Origin of the sequence: Adlercreutzia sp. ZJ176 (assembly GCF_011038975.1) — a bacterium.
Lineage (GTDB): Bacteria > Actinomycetota > Coriobacteriia > Coriobacteriales > Eggerthellaceae > CAAEEV01.
In genome coordinates, this window is record NZ_JAAKEC010000011.1 from 46,956 (window position 1) to 71,447 (window position 24,492).

Below are 24,492 nucleotides of genomic sequence, written 5' to 3' on the forward strand. Positions count from 1 at the left end.
GGCATCTCCTATCTCGTGCGGTGCGAAAAGCGAAGGCCCGGCGCGCGGCTAGACCAGAAGGTTCCAGAGGGCGAAGGCCGCGAGGGCGAGCACGGCGAGCGCGATGACGGCCTTCTGCGCCGCGGGCATCTTCGAGCCCTCGATGTCCTCGAGCGTGGTGGCGCGGTAGCCGTCCTCGCGCGCGGCGGGCGCGGGGGCGGGCTCGGGGGCGGACGCGCTCGCGGGCTCGGGAGCCGGCGTGGCGGAATCGGGCGCAGGGGCGGGCTCGGGAGCCGGCGCGGCCGCAGGCGCAGGCTCAGGTTCGGGTTCGGGCTCAGCCGCAGCGGCGCGGGCGGGCTGCGCCTGCGTCCGCGGATCGGCTGCCCGCGCGTGCACGACCTGCGTGCGCGTGGGCGCGGCGCCCGCCTGGATCACCACGTCATCGTCGTCAGGCGTCACCGTGATATGCGAAAAGGACGGCTTCTCTGCCATGGGCGGCTTCTTCCTCTCAAGCGTTTCTGCCATTATAGCCTGAAACGCACGCGTGGCGGGCTACTCCCCCAGCACCTCCACGATGTCGAAGCCCTCGCGCGAGCGCTCGAGCACCTCCCGGTTGCCCACGGCGCAGACCAGGCGCTGCTGCGCGGCGCGCATGACGGCCTGCCCGAGCGCGCGCACGTCCGCGGGTGCGGCGGCGAGCACCTCAGCGCGCACGCGCGCCCGGTCGGCAGGCGTGTACTTCGCCAGGAACATGCCGTCCTGCCGGCGCACGAGCTCACGCGCCTTCAAGGGCGCGTCGAGGCTGGCCACCGTGCTCACCACGTACCCCGCCATCTCGGCTTCCGTCGGCTCGAAGGCGGCCAGCCACGCGCCGGCGCCGGCGAAACGCTCGATCGTCTCGTCGACGCGCGGGTCGCGGAACGAGTAGAAGCGCATCGAGCCGGGGCGCGTCATCTGGAAGCCCGCGCCGTACGCGCCGCCCTTCACGCGCACCTCGTTCCACAGGTAGTCGTACGACAGCGCGCGCGAGGCGAGCAGCCACGTGCCGGAATAGGACTCCTCAAGCAGGCGGCGATCGTACCCCATGGCCGTGAACGTCACGTCGGTGGGCACCGCGAACGCCTCGTGCCGATCACGCGGCCTCGGCACCTCGAGCGCGCGGGCCGCAGGCGCAGGCGCGGCCTCCAGCGCGCCGCCACCCGCAGGCACGTCCTCTGACACGTCGCCACCACCGCTCGCAGGCGCGGCCTCCAGCGCGCCGCCACCCGCAGGCGCATCGCCACCCGCAAGCACGGCCTCCGGCGCGTCGCCGTCACCTGCAAGCGCGCCTGCTCCGCCCGCGCCCCGCGAGGCGCCGGCGGCCCGGTAGCGGCGCAGGTCCTCGTCGGTCCCCGTGAACGACAGCAGGCAGCCCTCGCCGGCCACGAGGCGGCGCGCCAGCTCGCGCAGCTTCAGCTCGAGCGCGCCGACGCGCTCGTCGAAGTGGTCGAGCAGGTCCTTCAAGAACAGGTAGAAGTCCATGCCGCCGAGCTGCTCGCGCACGAGCGCCGCAGGCAGGTAGTACGACGCCACGCGCGCCATGGCCACGCTGTGCCCCGCCGACGCGAAGCCCTGCTCCATGCCCACGCGCTTCTGCGTGAGGATGTCGCGGATCTTCTCGTGATCGCTGAAATCCGTCTCGCGCAGGACCTCGTCGGTGATGAGCGCCATGTGCTCGACGTTCTCCGCCAGAGCCGACGAGCTCGCCACGAACTTCGGCATGAACGCGTCGCGGTCGCGCGCGTCCTCGTGCACCTCGGCGAAGAAGCTCAAGTTCCCCAGCTTGCTCTGGGCCAGCGTGTCGATCTCGGCGGCGGTGTGCTCCCGCGTGCCGAGCCGCCCGAGCACCATGGCGAGCACCGTGGCGTAGGGCAGCTCCTCGAACGTGAGGCAGCCCAGGTCGAAGTAGCGGTAGGCGTACGCGATGCCGTGCGTGTGGACGTCGTGGCGCAGGCACGCGTCCGGCGCGCCCTCCTCCAGGTAGAACGCTCCCTCGGACGGCGCCTCGCCGATGTCGGCCACGGACAGCTGCGGGAGCTTCGCCACGTCCTCGGGGGCGTCGGGCGCCTCCTGCGCGGCGCGCAGGGCGGCCACCTCGCACTCGACGGCGGCGAAGTCGTCGGGCCCGAAGCCCGCGGCGATGCGCGCGAGGCGCTCGCGGGCATCCGCCTCCTCGTCGCGCTCGCACGGCACGAGCTCCACCTCCGCGAAGTGCGCGTTCTCCAGCACGAGCTCGCGCAGGAGCCGCTCGAAGTAGCCCTCGGCGATCTTCGCGCGCAGGCTGGCGAAGGCGCGCTCGTAGCTCAGATACGCCGTGGCCAGGCCGTCGTCGTAGAGCCAGCCCGCCATGCTCGACATGGCGAGCACCACGCCGTCGGCGTAGCCGAAGTTGCGCTCGCGCATCACGAACTCGGCGTGCGAGAGCGCCGCCTCGATGAGCGCGTGGTCGAGCGCGCCGTCAGCCAGCGCCCGCGCGCGCTGCTCGACGCAGGCGCGGAACCGCGCGGCCGCCTCGGGGCGCACACCTTTGAGCTGGATCACGGCGAAGGGCTGCAGCACCCCGTCGGCGAGGTACGCCACCGCGTCGGCCGCGATCCCCGCATCGAGCAGCGCGCGCTTCAGGGGCGCCTCGTTCGAGCCCATGACGGCGTCGAGCAGGATGTCGACCGCGATCATGCGCTCGCGGTCGGACGCGCGCCCAGCCACGTACCCGAGCGCCATGCCGGCGTTCTCGGGGGCCGTGGGCATGAGCTTGCGCACGCCCGTGCTCACCACCGGCGCCTGCTCCTCGAGCGGGTTGGCGCGCAGCGCGCCGCGCTCCTCGGCGGCGAGCGGGGAAAGGTACTCCTCGTCGATGAAGGCGAGGAACGCCTCGAGGTCGAGGTCGCCGTAGAGCATGAGGTAGCTGTTGTCGGGGCGGTAGTGGCGGCGGTGGCTGTCGAGGAACGCCTCGTAGGTGAGCTCGGGGATGGCGCGCGGCGTGCCGCCCGACTCGAAGCGGTAGGTGGTGTCGGGGAAGAGCTCCGCCGAGAGCGCGTCGTAGAGCACCGAGTCGGGGTCGGACAGGGCGCCCTTCATCTCGTTGTACACCACGCCGTTGTAGGAGAGCTCCCCGTCGGCAGCCTCGAGGTGCCAGCCCTCCTGCTCGAAGATGGCGCGCTTCTCGTAGATGGCGGGGTAGAACACCGCGTCGAGGTACACGTCCATGAGGTTCATCAGGTCGCGCTCGTTGGTGGAGGCCACCGGGTACATCGTCTTGTCGGGGAAGGTCATGGCGTTCAGAAACGTCTGCATCGAGCTCTTGAGCAGGTTGACGAAGGGCTCCTTCACGGGGAACTTGCGCGACCCGCACAGCACCGAGTGCTCGAGGATGTGAAACACGCCCGTGTCGTCGGCCGCGGGCGTCTTGAAGCTGATGGAGAACGCCTTGTTCGCATCGTCATTGCGCAGGTAGAGCAGCTGCGCGCCGCTGGCGGCGTGGCGCATGACGTAGGCGGCGCCCTCGATCTCGGGCAGCTCGTCGGCTGACGTGACGGCGAAGCCGTGCCGAACGGCAACGGAAAAGACATCGTTCATAGTGGCCCAAGCCTTTCAGCTCATCAGGATTATCGCATGACAAGCGCGACGCCCATCGTCATCGCGCGCTGGTTTCCGCTCCATTCTACCTGCATTTCAGCCCGCGCGTATGCGCGGCTGGCCCCGCTGCCAACTTTCCTCACATGGCGCCAAGCGGCAACGCGCCAAGCAGCAACGCGCCGAAGGCCCAACCACCCTGCCGTGATGCCGCTCGCCCCCCCTTCGTCCCGCCCGCAGTCAACTCGACACCTTTTCGCTGGACAAAGTGCGAGAAACGCACAATCTGATACCGCACAGTGGCCTCAAATCAGTTAAAAATAAACCTGAGCTAACGCCGATCAGGCATTTCGCGAAGGCATTCCGCCATCTCAACGCGCCCGCTCCCTTAATATCGGTATCAGATCGTGCGTTTCTCGCACCTTTGCAACCGAGTTTCTTGCGCCTTTGCAACCGAGAAGGTATCGCGCTCAGTCGATAGCCCCATTTCGCGTGCACCGACGCGCTGCGCCCCCTCGCCGCCCGCGCGCATCCCCGCGCTCGCCACCGCCCGCGCTCCCCTCGCCACCGCCTGCTTCGCCGCCCGTACGCCTCCCCTTGCCGCCCGGCCCGCTTCGCCGCCCGCGCTCCTCCCCTCGCCCCTCGCCGCCCGCCCCGCCCTTCCCTAAATGCTACTAAAATTGTGGCATTAGTTTGGAGCCGCGCCAGATATCAGTACGCGCGGGTGGGTTTGCCGTCAACTTTTGCGCGATTGGGGCTACAATGTGTCAGTGAAAAACACGTCTTGCGAGGTGCGGGAAGGTGTGCGCCCTGCTCGCCGCCCCCCCGCCTCGCACGAGGAGAGATGGAGTACACCCGACCATGCTTGAACTGAGAGACCTCGTGTTCGAGGTGCCCACCGAGGAGGGCGCCCCGAAACGCATCATCGACGGCTTGTCGCTGACCATCGGCGACGACCGCTTCACCGTGATCACCGGCCCGAACGGCGGCGGCAAGTCCACGCTCGCGAAGCTCATCATGGGCATCGAGCATCCCACGAGCGGCCAGATCCTGTTCAACGGCGAGGACATCACCGACCTCGGCATCGCCGAGCGCGCCAAGCTCGGCATCGGCTACGGCTTCCAGCAGCCCGCCCGCTTCAAGGGCATGAAGGTGAAGAAGCTGCTCGACATCGCCGCCGGACGCAAGCTGCCCATGCTCGCCTGCAACGAGTACCTCGCCAAGGTGGGCCTGTGCTCGGCGAGCTACCTCACGCGCGAAGTGGACAAGTCGCTCTCGGGCGGCGAGGTCAAGCGCATCGAGATCGCCACCATCCTCGCGCGCGACCCGCAGCTCGCCATCTACGACGAGCCCGAGGCCGGCATCGACCTGTGGAGCTTCGACCGGCTCACCGAGACGTTCCGCGACATCCACGCGGCGCGCGACGGCCGCTCCATCGTCATCATCTCGCACCAGGAGCGCATCATCCAGCTCGCCGACGAGATCGTCCTTTTGCGCGACGGCCAGGTAGTCGAGATCGGCACGCCTGACGAGCTTCTGCCGAAGCTCGGCTTCGCAGCCAAGGGCATCGGCGGCTGCCCGCTCACGCAGCCCACCGAGCTGCACCTCACCGAGATTCCCACCACGTGCTAAAGGAGACGGACCCATGGCAGTAGACCTTTCCCCCATCGACGAGAGCTTGCTCGCCGAGATAGCCAACCTCCACGGCATGCCGAAGGGCGCCTTCAACATCCGCAAGGACGGCCAGCTCGTCCAGCGGTCGTCCTCGGCGTTCGTGGAGATCTCCACCAAGACCGACCATCCCGGCATCGACATCCGCGTGAAGCCGGGCACCAAGGGCGAGACCATCTTCATCCCCGTCATCGTCACGCAGTCGGGCCTGAAGGACGTGGTGTACAACACGTTCTACATCGGCGAAGACTGCGACGTCAAGATCGTGGCGGGCTGCGGCATCCACAACGCGAGCCACGAGGCGTCCGAGCACGACGGCATCCACAGCTTCTACCTCGGCAAGAACAGCCGCGTGAGCTACGTGGAGAAGCACTACGGCGAAGGCGAGGGAACCGGCGAGCGCATCCTGAACCCCACCACCAACGTGTACCAGGAGGAGGGCTCCTTCTGTGAGATGGAGCTGGTGCAGCTGCGCGGCGTCACCTCCACGGTGCGCGACACCAACGCCGAGCTGGCCGCAGGCGCGAAGCTCGTGCTTCTGGAGAAGCTGCTCACGCATGACAAGCAGACGGCCGTCTCCAACATGAAGGTGGAGCTCAAGGGCGACGACTCGAGCGTGCAGGTGATCTCGCGCTCGGTGGCCCAGGACGACTCCGTGCAGGTGTTCAACCCGCTCGTGATCGGCGAGGCGGCCTGCCGCGGGCACGTGCAGTGCGACGCCATCATCATGGGCAACGCGAAGGTGAAGGCCATCCCCGGCATCGAGGCCGCCAGCGAGGACGCGCTCCTGGTGCACGAGGCCGCCATCGGCAAGATCGCCGGCGACCAGATCGTGAAGCTCATGACGCTCGGGCTCACCGAGGAGGAAGCCGAGCAGGAGATCTTGGAGGACTTCCTCAACTAGCAACAGAAGGGCCCGCGAACTGGTCGTTCGCGGGCCCTCGTTCGTTTTGCGCTGGTTTGCGCGCTTAGGCTGCTGCGGGAGCCGGCTCCGCCGGTGCGGCGTCGGCAGCGGGTGCAGCGTCAGCAGCCGGAGCCTCGCCTTCGGCGCCCTCGCCCGCAGGCGCCTCAGCGTCGGCGCCCGTCGCCTTCGCGGACGTAGCGCCTGCCGTGAGCGGCGTGTTCGAGAAGTCGAGCGACTGGCCGAGCCACTTCATCTCGATCACGTCCACCATGCCCTGGTCAACGAGGGTCTTGAGCGCGTCGGTGATAGTGGTCTGCAGCGCGGTGTTGTCCTTCGCCACGCCCACGCAGTACCCGCTCGGCTTCGCCATGAGCGCGACCACCGTGGTGTCGAGCCCCGCGCGATGCGCGGCGTACAGCCCGATGAGCGCGTCAGACGCCACGTACTTCACCTTGCCGGCCTCGAGCTGCGCGAAGGCGTCGGCGAGGTTGGTCGTGGAGACGAGCGCCTCGTCGCCGAACTCGTTGGAGACGGCCCACGCGCTCTTCGAGGACACCTGCGCGGCCACCTTGGGCTTGGAGGCGGCGTCAGGCACGCCGGCGTTGCTCGAGGTGAGCGCGAACAGGGCGACGCCCGTGGGCAGGTACTCCTCGGACAGCCAGAAGTTGTTCGTGTCGGAGCTGTCGATGCCCATGACGATGTCGACCTTGCCCTGCGCGAGCGCTTCCTCAGGGTCAGACCCCACGTCGACGATGGAGAGCTTCAGCCCCAGCTCGTCGGCAAGCGCAGCCGCGATGTCGACGTCGACGCCGATGATCTTCTCGCTACCCATGCCAGCCAGAGGCGACTTCTCGGTGTTCACGCCCACGCGCAGCGTGTCGGCCTGGCCGATGGTCGGCGTGGTGACCGTGGCGTCCTTCAACTCAGGCTGGTACGTCGAGCCGCCCGAGCAGCCCGCGAGCACCAGCATCATGCAGAAAGCCGCAGCGCACAGGACCACGGCATGCAAGCGCTTCCTCACAACATCCTCCATTTGCCCTCAGAAGAGGCTCTTCTCCTTCACCTGTCAAACAAGGCTTCCTTCGACTGACCTAGTCTTTGCCCCCACACTCGCGCACCGGGGCTTCCGCTTGCGCTTAGAACCCTCTCGCCCGCCGCAGCCGAATGCCGCGAAGGTAGAACGGGCGGTGCGACTTACCCCTAGGATACGCCATGCTCACCGCCCGGGCACGCCCGCTCGGCTTACGTGGATCCTTTCGACCGCATCTGCCATGGACTGAGGAGCGAGCGCTCCCGCAACTACAGACTCGAAAGAAGCAATTTACTAGTGTAGCAGAAGCGGCGGGCTGTTTTCGCCGAGCGCGCCGCAGAAATACGCCAGCGAGAGGAAGGAAGCGCAGCGCGCGGGTGCGGGGCTGGTGCACGGGGGCATAGGGCGCGCCGCACGGATGCGGGGCTGGTGCGCGAGGCACGGGGAACGAAAACATGCCGACGGCGCGGATGCGGAGCTGGTGCGCGGGTGTAGTGCGCGGGGCACGGGGAACGAAAACGCGCCGATAGCGCGGCGCGAAAAGAGCGGCGAAGACGCTCTCCTGTGCAGAGACGCGCGCCAAACCGGTGCGGCGGTTCTGCCAGGCTCTCGCCAGAAGCACGGGATACCCCTGCCAGACGGCGCCCCTATGCTGGAAGGCATGGCCGCCCTCATGCGCGACATATCCCCCGCCCGCTGCCTGAGCTTCGCATCCGAGGTGCTCACCGAGACGCTCTGGCCGACGCGCTGCGCCGTATGCGACGCGCCGGGCGAGCTTCTGTGCGACGCGTGCGCCGCGCGCCTGCCCTTCATCGACGCGTGCCTCGCCTGCCCGCGCTGCGGCGCGCCGTTCGGGCGCGTGCAGTGCACCGAGTGCAACCACGCCCTGCTCGCCCTCAGCGGGCGCGAGCAGATGCCGTTCGATCAGGCCGCAAGCGCGCTTGTGCTCAACGAAGCCGCGCGGCGCATCGTCACCACCTACAAGGACCGCGGCGAGAGACGCCTCTGCGCGGTGATGGCCGGCGTCATGGCGCGCTACGTGCCGCCTGAGTGGACGGCCGACCCGGCGCGCACCGCGCTCACCTTCGTCCCCGCCACCGCCGCGGCCGTGCGCAGGCGCGGGTTCGACCATGCCGAGCAGCTCGCGCGCAGCCTCGCCGCGTTGCTCGACTTGGAGTGCGCGTGCGTCCTCACGCGCCCGCGCAACGCCGACCAGCGCAGCCTCAGCCGAGCGCAGCGCCACGCGAACATGGCGGGGAGTTTTGCCGTGCTGGCAGGCGCCACCCTGCCCGAGCGCGTCATCGTCATCGACGACGTGTGCACCACCGGCGCCACGCTCTACGCCGCCGCCGACGCCCTGCGCGAGCAGGGCGCCCGCACCCTCCAAGCCCTCACCTTCGCCCGCGCCTAACGCAAGCAGAAAGGAAAGGAGCCGCTACGGTTGACCGAAACTCACACTTTAACACATACGATCATATTTGTTATAATTAATCTATAAAAGGAGCACCCATGAAAAGCTACTCATCAAGAGAGGTTATCAAGCTTCTAAGGAAAGACGGGTGGTACGAGGTGGCTGCCATGGGAAGCCACCACCAGTTCAAACATCCCCTGAAGCCAGGGCGTGTGACGGTGAAGCATCCCGACAACGACATCCCGCCAAAGACGCTCAGAAGCATTGAGAAGCAGTCAGGGCTGTCGTTTCGGTAGCCTCGGCAGAACAGGAGTGATCATGAAAAAGGTAGACCGTTACTTCTTCCCCGCCGTGTTCACCTATGAGGAAGGCTGCGAGATCGCCGTGGAGTTCCCCGATCTGAACGTGGCGACCAGCGGCAGCGACGACGGTGACGCGCTGCTCTCCGCGCGCGAACTGCTCGGCTGCGTGCTCTTCGGCATGGAGGAGGACGGGGTGGCCATCCCCAACCCCACGCCGCTTCCCAACGTCAAGGTCGAAGAGGGCGAGCATACCGCGCTCGTCGACGTGTATATGCCCGCGGTGCGCCTCGCGCAGTCGAACAAGGCCGTGAACCGCACGGTTACCCTGCCCGCCTGGTTGAACTCGCTGGCCGTAGAGCGCGGCGTGAACTTCTCGCAAACCCTCCAAGGAGCCCTGCGCGAGCAGCTGCGAGCTTAGACAGCTCACGAAAAGCTCATCTGTTCCTCGAAATCAGCCAGTCGCTTGAGCTGGGCGCGCTGCGCGTCGCCGAGGAGGACCGCTTCCTGCCCGCCGAGCGTCGCGTCGAGGAGGTAACACAGCACAGCCCCTGTTCAGCTTGCCTACATGACAAACGCTTGCGCAATCCGAAACAAGTGCTGACGACGCGGGTGCTGGGGTGCTACAATGCGGGTAGCCAGCAAAGCCCGTGTTGTAAAGCCGGTTACGGGCGGCGCGGGTGATTGGAACAAGAGCGGTAGTTGCCGCTACCGCTCCTTCTCCTTACCCTTGTCATCCGATCGTGAATTGCACTCTTTCCAAACGTCGAGGATGAACTCCCCGATGGCCGCAATGGCGGCCATGATGAAAAGCAGTTTTTCGATCATAGGCGATCACCTCCTTTCAGAAGGCGCCGCCCACGTCGGACTTTGCTGGCATGCTGATTGTACGGCGGTACGCGTCAAGCAGACCGTGAATCTTGGGCTATAAAAACTATCTATCCCGAAGTCCGGTTTCGCGCTTTTCGAATCAGCATGAGCAGGCGGCCCCTTGGCTGAGGGGCCGCCTGCTCACCGCTATCGCACGATGAAGGTGTAGAACACGTCGTCGTTTTCGCTACCGGCGGCAAAGGAGAACCGCACGCGATAGGTTCCTGGCTTGCCGGGAATCGCTGCGGTGACCGTAGCGGTGGCCATCTGGGAATTGTCCGCAGAGTCCGATGGCACTGTAACCACCTGAGGATTTTGCGCGCCTGAGGTAGACGAAACAAGAACTGGATCGAACTGCGCCAGAAGGCCGCTTTGTTTTTCCACCGTCACCGTGAAGGAAGCGGCGTTTGTCGTGCAATTGAATGATACCTCGTGCGACGTACCCGCCTTCAGCATGCGACTATCAGCCCCTTGACAGGTTACCGTCAAGCTTGGCTGATCGACAGAAGCCACTGTCAACGAGCTGGTTTCCGTATTGCTGCACACGCCGCGCATCATGTTGAGCGTTGCGAGCGCCGCACCGGGTGTCTCACCCGTCGCACCTGCTCCCGCATCCACCGTACCAGGCGCCTCACCTGCGCAGAGCTTCCATTCGATGCTGTACGTGCTTTCGGACGCACCCTCAGACAGTCCCTCGAAGGAGAAGGAGTACGCCCCCTTCGCAACGCTCCCATAGGTGCCCAGATTGAACGCCACCGTGTTGCCGTTGATCCAGGTGCCGCTGACCTTAATGCTGGAACTCGACGGCGTCAAACTAGCTGACGCGTTAAGCGGAACCTTAAATGCCGAGGCGTCCTTCTTGCTCAACGTACCGACCAAATACACCGTCGAGTTGGTGAGGCGATCGTCGCCCGCAGGCGCAGTTTTCACCGTGACGTCGGTCGTAGTCGCCCCAATCTCGCCAAGCGTCACCGTGCTCACTGCGTAGCTCACCTGTGCAGTGGCACCAAAGTCGATGGAATTCGTAGAATCCCCTGCAATCAGCGAGAAAGCAACCGAACCACCCGCCGGGTTGACGTCCGTATTAAGCTCACCGAAATCGGCGCTGAGCAGGAATGTCTCGCTTTCCCCTATTGCGCGGTCAGTAAACACAGGAGAAGCTGTATCCGTAGTTCCCATCTTGGTGAACTGCGAGAACTTCACCGTATTCGCGCCCCCGGCAGGAACCGTGTAGTGGTAATATGCGTTTGGTGCAGTATTGGTATTGGGCTTAGCATTTTCCGCGGCAAGCACTGTAAGGGTAAGGTCAGTACCCTCAGGCAAGAAGCTACCGAACTTCACCTCATAGTCACGACCAGTTACATATGTGCCCTCGCTTACCAGCTGCGCCGTCCACGCGCCCCGCTGCGAAACCGAAACTTGTTTGTCCACGTAGCCGTTTTCGAAGCCCGTGAACACCCTACCGCTCTTGATCAACGCCGATCCCGTCGGGTTCACCCAAGCATGAACGGTGAGCGTCTTCGTGCCGTCAGCATCAGCAGCACTCATGTCCTTGGATGTGGTATCCGCCGAGAGCTGCGTCTTACCATGCAAGCCACTCGGCCAATTAGTATCTGCACGCAAGCCGAGCCGTTTTGAACCGTCTTCATTTGCAATATACCAACAATTGAATTTACTAGCGTCGCCGCCTTCTGTCGGATTCGTCGGGTCTGCTGGTATGGCGTCATGAACAGCAGGAGTTCCCGCCGTGCCATTGTCGCCATATTGCGTTTCGGTACGCAGCACAGTGGGCAGTGATTTACCGTTTTCATCTACAAGATTAAGCCTCAAGGTGCCCGTATCATAGGCGATACGGTAATGATCTTGCACCAGGTTGCCAGTAATCTGCGGGTTGTTTTCCATGTTTACAAACGTAAAGGTGTTGTTCTGAGCCCCACACGCGCCGATGGTGGTCGCTGTAACGCTACCGCCGTTGATGGTGACCGTGGAAGCAGTGCTTGGAACAGGTGTTCCGTCGGCCCCTGTGGTCGCAGCGCCGCCGCCATTACTGCCAAGTTTGCCGTTTCCGCAGTTTGCCGTCACCTTGACCAGAGTCATGTTCCCCTTGGCTACAACGTCGGCGTTACCAGCAGGGTCTCCATCAACTCCTGCAGTAAGAGTTCCTCCCGTTTGGGCGTAATTTCCATCGCCGGATAGGCCCTTTTGATATGTTATGCCATAGCCGTTTTCGCCGCTTGCATTATCTTTGTCTGGAACGGGTTTGCTCTCAACCGTGAGCGTCTTGCCCGCCACAACAGAAGCCGCGTCTGTCACCACCAAGTTGCCGCTCAAAACCATCTTCACATCATCGTTGATAGTCAGCGCCCCAATGGTCACGTTTTTCGGGAGCGCTGTCGTACCATCCGTACTCGATACCTGCTCCGGTTGCTGCACCGTAATCGTCTTGCCCTCGCCCAGGCTAGTCACCGTTAAGGACGGCGGCGTAGCAGGAAGACCCTTTTCCTCCAGTAACAGGTAGTTCAAATGCAAGCTGCCACGGTCATGAACAACTTCAGCCTTGGTACTCGAATAAACCTGAGTGACCTTAGACGTCTCAACCTTAATATCGCCATTGGCGACCTCGATAATCTGGGTGCCATCGATGGTCACATCGGAAGCAATATCCTCTAGCACCATCTGTCCGGTAAAGAGCTTATTGGTTTTACCACTGTTGACGTAGGCAACCTGCACGGTGCTGCTTGTAATTGTATTGGCTTCATCGTCAACATTGCTCGTGATTGTGGTGACTCCACCATCCGTACCGATCATGGAGACATCACCGAGATCATATTCGTTCTGCAGATATATATTGCAGCCTGCGATGTTCAACGTACTTGCTGCGTGAATTGGCTCTTTTACCGGATTATCACTCGTGCCAATCGCACAATTCTTCAAAGACACCAAAGTGCCATCTAGTGCTTTCGCATTATGATTTGAGCTTCCTTCGGTTTCCGCAACGACCGTATTAGTCACGCTGACATTCCCCACACCAGCGCCACCGATCCATGCACCTTTGTACTGGCCGGATGCGTTCGTGCTTTCCTTTACGGCTATTCGGCTGTTGGTTATTGACACATTGCCGTATGAGTTTGCCCCTTCAGCGGGCGCTTGATTCCCAGAACCAATACCCGAAGAACTCAACGGAGCATTCAATTCCATCGACACATCAACCTTCTCCAAGGTGATGCCACCGTTCGCAGGATTCGTCTCAATAGCACCAATTGCAGCTCGATCTGATGTCGGTGCGAGCGTAATGGTCTTGTTTTGTGCGGCATCGCTTGCGTTATAACCACCCGTCAACGTTAGGCTCGTATTTGTCGGTACCAGAATATTCTTTGCCTTAATATTGCCTATCTGTGTCAGGTTGACCTTCGTGGTGGCATCACCTGCACCTGCCAACTGAATTGAATCCTCACTTGTAATGTTCAAGTTACCCAAACTAATTGTGCGCCCTACAGGGTTTCCTTCGCTATCAGCTTTATTATCGGAGCGCGTGGTCATATCGCCCGAAATCTCTAGCACGTTCGGAGTTTCGTGGAAGTCGCTATTGTCGCCCGCACACTGCAAGATCTTATAGTCGCCGCGCCACGTAACCTTCGACTCGTATTTGCCCTTCTGCGTAAACCCATCAGGGAACAACTCGATGGAACCTTCGTCCAAATACAACTCCATGACGTCGTCGTAACTGATGGCCACGTTGCGGGCAGGCATTGCGAACGTATAGTCATTGCCCACCTTCTGCGCGAACTCATCAAGGCGCTTCGTCTCTATGACCGTACCGCTGTCTGGATCCTTAAACGTTAGCGTAATGAATTCCGCAGGCTGACTTGAGGGATTCGGCTTAAACGTAACCGTTGAATGATACTTCACATTTGACGAAGTATCGCTCAAGGCGACATCACCGGTCGGAGTCGTATCAGCCGCACCATCTCCGTAGGTAATGTCCCATTTACCGCCCACAGTCGTATCTTTTTCGAGGGTATACTTTTTCGGCGCATATTCAGCAGAAACTGTTATCATGCCATCGTTCAGTTCTGCCTCTCTCGCGGCTGAGGTCGAGCCCAAACCATCCAGCGTCAACTGTGTCAGCGACAACGGCGACAAAGCGGCACCAGACGTGCTAGAAGGCGTATAACTCCAATTTGCTGCTCGGTCATAGCCCTCAAGTGCGAGCGTAGCATCTGTCGACAGTAAATTAGTTCCGTAATTCTGCGTGTCAACGCGGTGATAGACTCGCACATTCGCGTCGACCCCTGAGCCGATACCGGCGTCGGCCCCTGAGCCGGCACCCTCGCCTGCGCCCAGCGGCTTAAAGTCTTTGGGTGCCGATTGCGGCTGAATCAACTTCAGGTCTTCTGCTGGTTCTGGCAAAATCACCCGATAATCAACCTTATATTGAGAAGGGTTCAGCTTCACTGTGACATTCTCTTGCAGCCACTGGCTCTCCAAGGGGTTTTCCCCCGAGGATGAGCCTGCTTTGGCGAAGGTATATTTAATGACAAAGGAGTATTCTTTCTGTTCGGTCATGACCTTTGAATGGTAGAGCGACAGGGTAAGATTCCAGCCCTTCCCTATAGCTTGACTTCCAACATCCCGCTCAGCCCCTGCCGTCACGCTAGCTGTGATGGGAGACACGTCACCTTTTTCCAACTTCAACTCAAGAGCAACGGTATCATTTGCGGTGTGCTCCACACGGTCGCTCGACGTCCATGTGCTGTCGTACTGATGCGCCACCATGTCGTCTTTGCTCACCAACTTTAAATCGCCCGTGTAGGCAGAACCAGCCGGATCCGCATTCAGCACCTGATATCTCAGTGTTCCTTCCTGCATACTACCTGGCAACACATAGGAAGCACTGGGTGGATTAGTCGCTGTAGGATCGGCGTTGGCTACCAGCACTTGTTTGATAGTTTGCCGTGCCACATAGGCGGTATAGACGTTAATGTCATAAGTTTGAGTACTAGTAAACTTATTTTTCCAATCATCAATCTTCTGTTGGAAGATTGCATCGTCGTTCGGATACGCATTTGCCGAGTTAATATCACTCGAGCCCACGAACCAGCCCACCAAGGCATACCCCTTGCCCGGAGCAGTCAATACTCTGTAGTTTCCCGCCTCGTCGGTTAGGTATATTTCGGGATAATTCGTGTACTGGTTCCAAGGATAGGAGTACATGACTTTTTCCCGCATCAAGCCCTCACCGTCTACGTATCGCTCGATGAACACCAAAGAACGCTCGCGATACACGCCGTACATAGGGATAGTGGTGCCGGTTGGATAGTCGGGCACCTCGAAGGAATCAGAAGACGTCGCACTTACGGTAGCACCCCGTATGTTATCTTGATATTTTTTGTTCTCAGGCAGGAAGAAAACATCACCGTTGTCGAACATAGTTTTGCTGTTAAGCATGCGCGTGACCGCGCTCGCGTATCCGAGATAACAACTCCCTGAATCTGTTCGCGTACTATTGCCCGGGTCAAGTGCAGCAAAGGTCATCCCTAGCAAGAGACGACGTTCATCCTCGTCAGCGGTGTTGGCATCTGGGTTATGAGCGTACCACTCATTCTTGCTCGGCCAGGTGTTCTCAGGAATAGAGCCTGTAACTTGTTCAGGCCAAGTGTTCGCGCTAATGGGCTGTCCTACCATGACACCCGTAATAGTTGCAGTGTCGGGCGACGGATTATTGAACTGCGACTCATATGAATTAAAGCCCGCGTCCTTCACATGGAGCTCAAGGCTGTAGGTGTTCGGTACCCACTCCGCCTTCAAGCTGAGATCATTGAAACGCGGAACGCAACCGTAGTACTCGGCGATGCTTCCGGTGCCCCCGGCATCTCCAGTGCCGCCAGCGTCCCCTGAGCCTCCAGCATCTCCGGTGTCGCCAGCGCCCTCGGAACCTCCCGGTTCACTCGTGCTACCGTTTACGCGCTTCCAGCCTTTGAAGGTATAGCCTTTGCGAGACAAAGTATTGCGATAGTCGTTAGGGACGTACTCCTTGGAGTGCTGCTCATAATAAACGCTCGTAGTGCTGATTGCGCAATACTTTTCGTTTCTCTCGCCTGTAGCTTGACCCAGCTTGACATAGTCGTTGTTCTCGGTCAGATTATTGTCGATCTTGCTCTCTTCGACATACCCGGCAAGCGCGTTGCCATATGCCGGATTCTCTGACGGCTCATCCGCTTTCCACGTGCCGCCATTCAAATCATACGTGACTTTTACCGGGCTATAATTTGCGTACAGCGTTAAAGCCGGTGTGTCGCCTTTCTCGCTGCCCACATAGTTGTCCACCTTCAAGTTCTTCATCACAGCCTGACTCAATTCGTCTTCACTGGCAACAGTATGACTCACTCCCTCATCGTCAGTGAACTGCCAGTTCTTGAATACGTAGCCTTCTCGCCATGCAGAGGGAAGTGTATCCTTATATACCCTACTGCCCGCGCCTTCTGAAGCCTCTTCTTTTATCCAGAAATTATTGTTGTCTGCATCTGGCGCAGTATCGTAAGTCCAGAAATAATCAAGTGTGTTGTTCGTGGTCGAATTCACGCGCGGAGCAGTTTTATCCGTTGTCACCCATTGATTGCCCGTGTAAGCAGGCTCTTCTTTTGCACCTGTCGCTGCGCTGAACTGAACCTGGTAAGTGTTTGGCGTCCATTTGGCATAGAGCGTGGTTTTGCCCTCAATGCGCAAATCCTCCAAAGCCGTAGTGCCAGTAACGGGATCGCCCGTGCAGTCACTATCTGTGTACCAACCACCAAAAGTGTAACCCGGCGCAGTTGGCTTAATCAGTCCATCGGTAGCAGATGCTCCCGCAAATGCACTTATGTCACCCAAGGTTTTTGTGATGTTCCCGTATGCACTGACTTGCGAAGCCGTATCGCTACCAGAGTTCATCGGTTTACCTGGCACAAGATTAAACTTCGTGTCATCAGGATGTCCCTCAGCGTTTATGTTCTGATTCAAGGTTATCAGAACATTCAACGGGGCCGTACTACTCGATGGCACCTTAAGAACGAGAGCAGTTCCGCCTGTCACGTATTCATTTGCCATCTCCGCCGTTACGCGCGTATTGGGAACAACCGTACCTGGCTTTTCCTGTCCAATAGGCTTATCGTTGTAGAAAACCGCCTGAATACTCAAGGTGTTGGTGGTGTAATCGGCAAAACGAAGTCCGTTATCCGAAATGATTAGGTCGTCGTAGTCGACTTCCACGGGTTTTTTAAACCTATACCAGTTCTTTCCTTCTGCTCCCGAGCTGACGAGTTGCATAGTCTCGAAATTACATTCGCTCTCCGCCGCCTCAACTTGTATCTCGAAATTAACTTTCACCTTTTTCCACTTCGCGCCCAAATAAACGGCGCTGGAATTCGATTTGTCAATTTGTTCGACTTTTTCGTCGCTCTTAAACTCCTGCTTATCTGGGTCGTACTCATACCACCCCAAGAAGGTATAGCCACTGCAGGATGCATCTTGTAGCTCGTATTTTCTTCCAGCGTCGCTGCTCGACGTGACTACATAGTAGGGCAAACCTGTTTCCGCATCCGCATTGGGATTCACCACTCTCTCCACATCTTTAGAAAGAAGAAGGGTGTTCTTCGGCTGAACAACGTAGTGGACATCTACCATTTTCGTGCCGTAGACGTTTTTCTTGAGCCCCGACTGGTCATTCGCGGTATCAGTATAGCTGGAGTTACATTCGCCTTCGCCGATAGCGCCATAAGCATCGGTGGTATAGAGATAAGCGCGCGTTGTTTCATCGGTGTTAGCAACCAGAATCTTTCCCGACTCGCCCTTAGGCACGCTCGCGTAAGCGGAAGCGGCGTAGACTACCGAGCCATTCTGGATGGTAAGGTTCTTGGCGGACAGCTGGTTGGCCACGTTCACGGCAACTTTATCATGCTCCCTATCATTGCCGACATATGTATTGTTGTACGTTTTCCCAATAGCCCCGTCGATAGTGATATTGCCGCGGTTGGCCACCATGTCATAGACGCTGACAGCGGTATTCTCCCCAGAAACATTCACAGTACCGTAAGGCATAAGAATAGAGCCGCCTTTTTGGGAATCCCCTTCTCCAGACACCGCGCCTTCCACGGTGCCACCAGTTATAGTGAGGGAACCGAAGTTTGCGGGCGTTTGACCATGGGAAGTAGCATAGTTCAGCAGCGTCGTCTGCTGGGCGTCCGTCAACCCAAGAACGGCGTCTTCTGCAAGCTGCACTTTACCGCCTATGATGTTGACCTTTGCTTTCATGCCACCCAGATATGGAACCACGCCGCCTTCGGTGGCACCCTCGGGTCGAGCCACATTGACCGTGCCGCCCTCAATATTAACCGTAGTGCCTATAGGGATTCTTTCGTAGGTGTAGATGTATTTCTCGCCCAACCTCGGAACATATTGCGTGTAACCGTAGAGCTTGCCGGTGGTTCCGATGGCTGGGGCATTAACGGTGCCGCCCTTAACGGTGATCTTGCCGTTCACATCGCCGGTAATGTACTCCTTGGCCGTTACCGTGCCGCCATTAACCACCAAGCCGTTGTAGCCGCCTCCGTCTAAGACGAACTCACTCTTATTTATGTTATTTTGGAAATCGGTTTCTGACCTCCATTCGCCTTTTCCATTGTAGAAGCCAGAAACGATAATGCCGCCCGCCTCCAGCGTCGCGTTGTCGTTTGCCTGAATGTCCCCACAAAGCAGATAGCCATCTCCATTCTGTCCAGCTTTAACCGTGCTGGTTCCGCCGATCACTAGTTTTTTCAGGAGGGCGTGCTGCTCCAGGACTAGGGTCGCACTTCCCTTCAGCTCGATGGACGGAATCCGATCCGCATACAACCAAACCCGATAGGTCCTGTTGTCATCCTCATCCGAGGACCCACCCGGCACACGCAGGGAAAGATCAAGGGTGGAGTCCTCAATTACAAAGCTATTCTTGATTTTCGCGTAGAAGGTACTGGCCGGATTGTTGTCGTAGGCACCGTTGTGCGTGACGGTGATATTCGAGCCGTTACGTATGATGAGATTCTGGCTGTTGTCGCAGAAGAATCCCGGCCAGTCCCTCGACACCCGAATCTCAAAATCGCATTTGTCAAAAATTACATTTTGAGCTTTACAAGCAAAATAACCTCGGTCGTGCCAGCCGTGAGTGTTAGTTCCATCCAACGCTGTCTTAAAAACGCAGTTTTTGTACTGCACAGTATTGTTGCTATCGCAGGTGCTAAAGCCAAGACTTCCATTCAGTCCATCCTCTCTGCCGAGAATGGTTAGACCCCGCAACGTGATATTGCCCGCTGGGTCGTAGTAATTACCAATGGCAGCCCAGTCGTCTTTCCCTGGCTGCCCTTTTACGATTGGATAGATCGCATCCTGGGTTCGATCGTTGTTCTTTCCGTCCAGCGTGAAATCCGAATTCGCAGGGACACGGATGCGGCAGATTCGGATGGCCCCGTCCAGCAGGAAGCTAGCTTTAGCCCCATCCTCCAGGTCGATGCCGTGAGAGGTGTTGATGCCGTTCTGGTAAATTCGGGTCAGCGTTACAGTCCTGCTACCCGGTGCACTGTTATTAAATTCGTTGTCTACCAGAATCTTATTGTAAGTCTCCTTGTCCAACCCAGGGCTTTTCATCTGTTCTATATTGAAGTTGTTTATATCAAATTCGATAGACTGTGTTATGCAGCCCTGACGAATCACCAGATTTCCAAGGTAGTGGAACTTGGAATCCTCCCGCTCCGGCTCCGCGCTTGCCTCGGTGCGGAAACCGTCCTGCAAAAGCGTATAGGATGCAAGGTCCAGATCCAAGGTCAGATCATTCGTGACATAGACCTCAACGTCGGCTTTGGGCATAGTGAAGGTTATGATGTTTTCGTTCACGGTAGGGTTGACGCTGTGGATGATATTACTGCCATCGATATACCACAGGACGGTTTTGTCCCGTGCCATAACGGCATCCTTAAATGTCAACACAACTTGCCTGTCCGCCTTAGCGGAGGCTGTGGTTTTCTCGCCTGAAGTTGTTTTCTCAACCGCGGTGCCATCGCAGGTAATACTCGTGATTTGATCTGCACCCGCCTTGAAAATCAGGTCATAGTTGTCCTTAACCGCATACAGCTTCATCTGGATACGGTTATATGCGTTTATGTCAGCGGAAAGAGCGTCGCCTTCATTTTGCGGAATACCCTGTTCGGATATTGAATTTACACTGTTTCCGTTCAGACTGTCCCAGTTCCATCTTCCTGCACCAGCCCCAACTATACTGGGCGCGGTGAATGTCAGGGAGTTGTTGCTCCAATTCTGGGTGGCAAAGGTTGTGTCGCCGTTCCACATGGTTGTGAAGCGCAGACTGTTCTTGTTCAGCGGCGGTCCGTCGTTGCTGAACTGGGCCGGGTCGTAGACATAGTTGATGTAGACATCGTGATAGATTTTGGGCTCGACGTTAATGGTTGCCCCCTCACCAATGGTGACGGTACTCTTGGGCTGATACGCCTCACCAGGCACCGCCTCATCGGATACTCTCTTTTCAAAAGCACCGATCCTGTCCGTCTTCACCGTGCCGCCCTGAATGTCGGTACGCTTCCAGCGAAGCGTTCCATCCTCTAGGATGGTGGTAAGGTTGTAGGCGTTGCCGACGGCGGTGGCATCGATACTGCCGCCGGTGACCGTCAGGTCACCCTTACTGCCGAAGGAGCCGTTGCAGCATATGGTTCCCCCGGAGACCGTTGTGTCGTTATAGAAGGTAATATTGCCCGCAGCGTAAATCTCACCCCCGGAAATTTCAACAGATCGCCTGCCAGGGTCGGCGCAGTATGCACTGTTGCCCAGGACGACGCACTCGTTGCTTGTTAGTGTACTGCTTTTTACCACAGTCTCCACATCGGTGGTGTTCACAGTGAGGCTTTCATGAAGGTCGCCGTTTTCGTCAAAAAGCGGATTCATAAACGAGGCCACCGGGTTGCCCTCAGACATTGCCTTCAGCGTGGAATCGTATACTTTCTTCCCTGCATTATTCGGATCATTCGTTATCTGGTAATACCCCAGCAGGTAGATCTTGCCACCGCTGAAGGTATAGGTATTCGGTTCCGCAGCGCCATGGTGGTAAGTGAGGAAGGGATAATTGTCGTTGTTTTGGTCCGCTGCCTTCGCCTGGTTGCTCCTGAACGGATCATAGGTGTACGTATGCTCATCTTTCTTGTAGTCCCAGAAACCAACGGCCTGGTTTGTGATCTGGTTGGTGATGACGGTGCCGCCCTTAATTCCTCCAGTGCGGCCGAGAACCAGGTTGTTGCAGATCAGCGTGCCGCTATCCCAGCTGTAGCATGAGATATCGCAGAAGGTCCCCTTGACGATGAGGTAGTTATTCGTAGTGTCCGTTAAGGCGCCCGAATTGGACCAGTGATGGTAGTTCATCTCCAGATTTCCGTCGATAACCGCCTTGGAGTTGTTCGCAAGGTAAATCGGAATATGGCCGAACCGCGCATTTTCACGAATGCGCAGATAAGACTTGTCCAACATAACACCTTTGAAGACGCAAATGCTGTATAGCTCCACTTTGCAGCTTGTAAAGGAAACCTTCTCTTCATCCTTCGTCAGGAATCCCTCATGCACAGTCTTTTTCGGTGCTTTGATATCGGTGTCCCGGAATTGGGCGCCCGATTGGTTGGCGCCGTAGAAAAGATATTTGAATTCATCGCCCTGTTCTTTGGTATATTCCGTTATCGCAACATTAGCGACCTCATACCCAAAATAGCCAAAGACAGTGCCCAGCTTGACGGCGCTGCTATCCCTACTGTCGCCCTCCAGCTTCAGAGGACTTATGTTGCTTACCTGCAGTGTATCATGCATAATCGCGCCGACAGTGTTGTTCTTCCCCGCGAAATGGAGCGACGTGGTATAGGACGCGTGCTTGTTGATGTCGATGACGATGTTGGCGTAATCTGCCAGATCGACATTCTTGAGCTTGTCCGCGACATCCTGGGATGTGATCCCGCCATAGTTCTGGGAGCTCTCGCAGTCTACGTTGTTGAGCCAACTTCCGTTGGTGTTTTTCACATAGGTATCGCGCATTACAAGATTGACGTCTTTGAAATGCACGCCGTTTGTTAGGGCATTTACCAACGTGAGTTGGTTTTGAGTTTCAGCTTTTTTGCTTGTGACACAGAATTTGTCTGCGAAGTCCCACTGATAGAAGTACGCCTTGGTGGAAAGCGAATTTCCGCTTATATCTGTGCCGGAAAGCGTTTTTGTGTCACTTTGGAACAGTGGTGTCATTCCATCAATGAGATCGGCATACCAGAAACCTGCGCGATCCTTGTTTTGGTAACTAACCTTTTCCTGAAATTCGATGGGGCTTTTCGCTATATCAACCCAAATATCTTTACCCTCATTGTAGTCAGCTGTTACGTTGGCTGAGGGCATCGCGAATTGATAGGTGAGCTTTGAGTCGCCAGAGTTATACGGTTGCTCTCTTGGGGTGATCTTGTTGCTATCGGAGTTTTGTTTAAAATCCCATAAGCTGAAGTTCTTAGGAGCTACCGCACCCGTAGTGAGCGTGACGGTGGTGTTTTGCTGCACTTGGATAGTGCCGCCTGTTTGACTCTTCTCACCGATGGTTTTCACTGTGCCGTCCGAGCTGGTATAAGTCAGACTCCAACCCGCTGGCATGATTTCTGGCAACGCCAGATTGTAACTCATAGTACCCCAGACAGCGCGTATGGTGGGAGGGTTTGTATGCATACTTGTTTGGTATTCATTCAGCGGTGTTACTCCGCTTGGTAATAACATACCGTTTTCCCCGTACCGGAGTAATGTTGCCTCATCGACTGCTCTACCATCGGATGCCCAGCCAGCAAACTGCTGTGCCACGCCCGCTCCTCGGTTGTCCTTCAAAATCGGCAGAGTGCCTTCTTGCAATGCGGGGAAGACTTCCCTGAGATAAGCGCTGATGTTCTTATCATAGGCAATGGCGTTCTTTGGCCGAACGGTAAGTTCCGTTACGGTAACCCCCGCATTGTTGGCAAGCTCATCTAATGTCGTAAAAGTCGCGCCGTTGTTAAAGGAAATAAGAAGGTCATTAGCTGTTGCAGTACTACCTCCAAAAAACAGCTGAAAGTTGAACTCGTCTTCACTCCACTGAGCCTCCATGGTGACAATAGTGTTTTCGCCATCAACAGCGCAATCCTCATGCGCTATTGTGTACGTCGTAATGTCCTTAGAAATCACTCTTTGATTCGTACCACTCGTAACCTTCCAACCGGTAAACCTGTAGCCAAAACGGAAAGGTTCAGGAAGGGTAATAGTCTCATCCAGCTTGGCTGTTTTCGTGCTGACCCTTTCAGGATAATTCCCGCTACCATCTGCGTCGTTGGTGTATTTGTTGGGGGTATAGCTGCGGTCGAACTTCACCGTAACCTCGCCTGCTTCCATCACGGCAGACAAAGTTATATCTTTCGAGGCCTCGGAAAACGAGGTGATCGTATTGGTTGATGCTCCGAGTGTCCAGCCTTTATGCACGTACCCGGGCTGTTCAACACCCAGTGGCAAGGGAACGCTGCTGTTCTCTGTATAGGTTACGGCAGCACCATTGGCACCTTGAGCGTGGTAGCCTTGAATTGTCGTACTGCTTAGGTCTGCAGAGTTTGACATCACACGATAAGCCACCGGCCAGTTGGTTTGGGGCTTGATAGTGTCATCATTATGCTTATAGGTAATTGTGTAATCGTTATAGTAGGTGGTGTTGCTTGAGGAAGAAACCAAGTCAAGTCCCGTTATTGAAACCTGAACGGCACTGTCGGGCAAGCACCCAACAGCGATTACACTTGAGAATGTGTTACCGTTGTTGAGAACAAGTGTTTTCGGGTTGTTGTTGCTGTCGCCACCTTCGCTGCTTGCGACATACCCAAACAACGAGGCATTTTGAACCGTGCTACCCTCCATGGAAAGCGTATCTGTCGCTGTAATGGCCTTGTCAGACGCGTTCAGTGTCGTGTTGACCAGCGACAGATTCTTCGCGGAAATGCCCTGGCTTGCTTGGATGGGGCCGCCATGTAGCGCGACCGTTCCTTGACTCGTGAATGCGCTCCTTGCCTCCAGTGTTCCTGAGCCTGTTATTGTCAGCGTGCTGTTATTCCCGAGCGTGATGCCACCGTTCACGGTGAGGTTTGCATTCAACACTATGTTGAGCTGGGCGTCGTCATCCACAACCAGTCCACCCAGAGAAGATGCCCCGCTCACGGTGAGCAGCGTCTTGTTGTTGTAAACACCTTCGGCGGCTTCCCCCACGGGTTTCACCGTCAGGGTGCCCACCATGCTCAAATTGCTTAAAACAACGGGGATGTCCGTATTCATCGGCTTTGTGTTGTCGTCTCCCGCTTTCGCGTGGTTGCCAATGACGATGTTGCAGTCTGTTGTGTTGTTAGTGCCTAAGATAACATAGCTGCCGCTGCCATATATGGCTTGCTCTGCACTTGCGGCGCCCGAATAGTACAAGTAATTGTAAATGTCCAGGTCGCTGATTCCGTAGACCCCGAAATCAACCGATGTTGCGCCTTCTGAACCGCTGCCGGTGGCGGGATCGGCTATTGCTTCTGGGACGCTTGTTCCGAAGCAGCTCAACACTAGTAAAAGAGCGAGCACTACCGAGAGCGCACGCTCGAAAGGGGTGTTTCTTTTTTTGTTCATTTCCCTTGCT

At 58.0% G+C, this 24,492-nt stretch carries 9 protein-coding genes; 5 read left to right on the forward strand and 4 right to left on the reverse strand.

From position 1 onward, the window contains the following. Positions 1-48: 48 nt before the first annotated feature. Together G7Y50_RS07270 and G7Y50_RS07275 are read right to left on the reverse strand one after the other, a co-directional pair. Positions 49-471, reverse strand: coding sequence for an SURF2 Surfeit locus protein 2 (locus tag G7Y50_RS07270; protein WP_165051258.1), 423 nt, complete (start codon positions 469-471; stop codon positions 49-51). 60 nt (positions 472-531) lie between these two features. Further along, positions 532-3,594 carry an insulinase family protein gene (locus tag G7Y50_RS07275; RefSeq protein ID WP_165051251.1) on the reverse strand — a complete coding sequence of 1,021 codons (3,063 nt, stop codon included), beginning with the start codon at positions 3,592-3,594 and terminating at the stop codon, positions 532-534. An 858-nt stretch (positions 3,595-4,452) separates the two neighbouring features. Between G7Y50_RS07275 and G7Y50_RS07280 the strand changes: the two genes are divergently transcribed. Beyond that, positions 4,453-5,223 carry an ABC transporter ATP-binding protein gene (locus G7Y50_RS07280; RefSeq protein ID WP_165051239.1) on the forward strand — a complete coding sequence of 257 codons (771 nt, stop codon included), beginning with the start codon at positions 4,453-4,455 and terminating at the stop codon, positions 5,221-5,223. Positions 5,224-5,236: 13 nt separating this feature from the next. Continuing rightward, a complete protein-coding gene (locus G7Y50_RS07285; RefSeq protein ID WP_165051210.1) occupies positions 5,237-6,166 on the forward strand; it encodes a SufD family Fe-S cluster assembly protein in 930 nt (309 codons plus the stop codon). Positions 6,167-6,230: 64 nt separating this feature from the next. On the opposite strand, the gene G7Y50_RS07290 is transcribed toward G7Y50_RS07285, so the two are convergent. After that, positions 6,231-7,187 (reverse strand): transporter substrate-binding domain-containing protein, encoded by a 957-nt coding sequence (locus G7Y50_RS07290; RefSeq protein WP_241156429.1) that lies wholly within the window; start codon positions 7,185-7,187, stop codon positions 6,231-6,233. Positions 7,188-7,845: 658 nt separating this feature from the next. Between G7Y50_RS07290 and G7Y50_RS07295 the strand changes: the two genes are divergently transcribed. The 3 genes from G7Y50_RS07295 to G7Y50_RS07305 all read left to right on the forward strand — a co-directional run bounded on the left by G7Y50_RS07295 (position 7,846) and on the right by G7Y50_RS07305 (position 9,327). After that, a complete protein-coding gene (locus tag G7Y50_RS07295) occupies positions 7,846-8,607 on the forward strand; it encodes a ComF family protein (RefSeq protein ID WP_165051194.1) in 762 nt (253 codons plus the stop codon). Between the two features lie 98 nt (positions 8,608-8,705). Beyond that, positions 8,706-8,903, forward strand: coding sequence for a type II toxin-antitoxin system HicA family toxin (locus tag G7Y50_RS07300; protein WP_165051186.1), 198 nt, complete (start codon positions 8,706-8,708; stop codon positions 8,901-8,903). A 22-nt stretch (positions 8,904-8,925) separates the two neighbouring features. Continuing rightward, positions 8,926-9,327, forward strand: coding sequence for a type II toxin-antitoxin system HicB family antitoxin (locus G7Y50_RS07305; RefSeq protein ID WP_165051171.1), 402 nt, complete (start codon positions 8,926-8,928; stop codon positions 9,325-9,327). 596 nt (positions 9,328-9,923) lie between these two features. Here the strand turns inward: G7Y50_RS07305 and G7Y50_RS07310 are convergent. Continuing rightward, positions 9,924-24,482, reverse strand: coding sequence for an InlB B-repeat-containing protein (locus G7Y50_RS07310; protein ID WP_165051161.1), 14,559 nt, complete (start codon positions 24,480-24,482; stop codon positions 9,924-9,926). Positions 24,483-24,492: the final 10 nt, after the last annotated feature.

What these genes read in the sequence shown, in the direction of transcription:
- G7Y50_RS07270 (WP_165051258.1), bottom strand. Translation starts at nt 471, where the DNA reads ATGGCAGAGAAGCCGTCCTTTTCGCATATCACGGTGACGCCTGACGAC.
- G7Y50_RS07275 (WP_165051251.1), bottom strand. Translation starts at nt 3,594, where the DNA reads ATGAACGATGTCTTTTCCGTTGCCGTTCGGCACGGCTTCGCCGTCACG.
- G7Y50_RS07280 (WP_165051239.1), top strand. Translation starts at nt 4,453, where the DNA reads ATGCTTGAACTGAGAGACCTCGTGTTCGAGGTGCCCACCGAGGAGGGC.
- G7Y50_RS07285 (WP_165051210.1), top strand. Translation starts at nt 5,237, where the DNA reads ATGGCAGTAGACCTTTCCCCCATCGACGAGAGCTTGCTCGCCGAGATA.
- G7Y50_RS07295 (WP_165051194.1), top strand. Translation starts at nt 7,846, where the DNA reads ATGCTGGAAGGCATGGCCGCCCTCATGCGCGACATATCCCCCGCCCGC.
- G7Y50_RS07300 (WP_165051186.1), top strand. Translation starts at nt 8,706, where the DNA reads ATGAAAAGCTACTCATCAAGAGAGGTTATCAAGCTTCTAAGGAAAGAC.
- G7Y50_RS07305 (WP_165051171.1), top strand. Translation starts at nt 8,926, where the DNA reads ATGAAAAAGGTAGACCGTTACTTCTTCCCCGCCGTGTTCACCTATGAG.
- G7Y50_RS07310 (WP_165051161.1), bottom strand. Translation starts at nt 24,482, where the DNA reads ATGAACAAAAAAAGAAACACCCCTTTCGAGCGTGCGCTCTCGGTAGTG.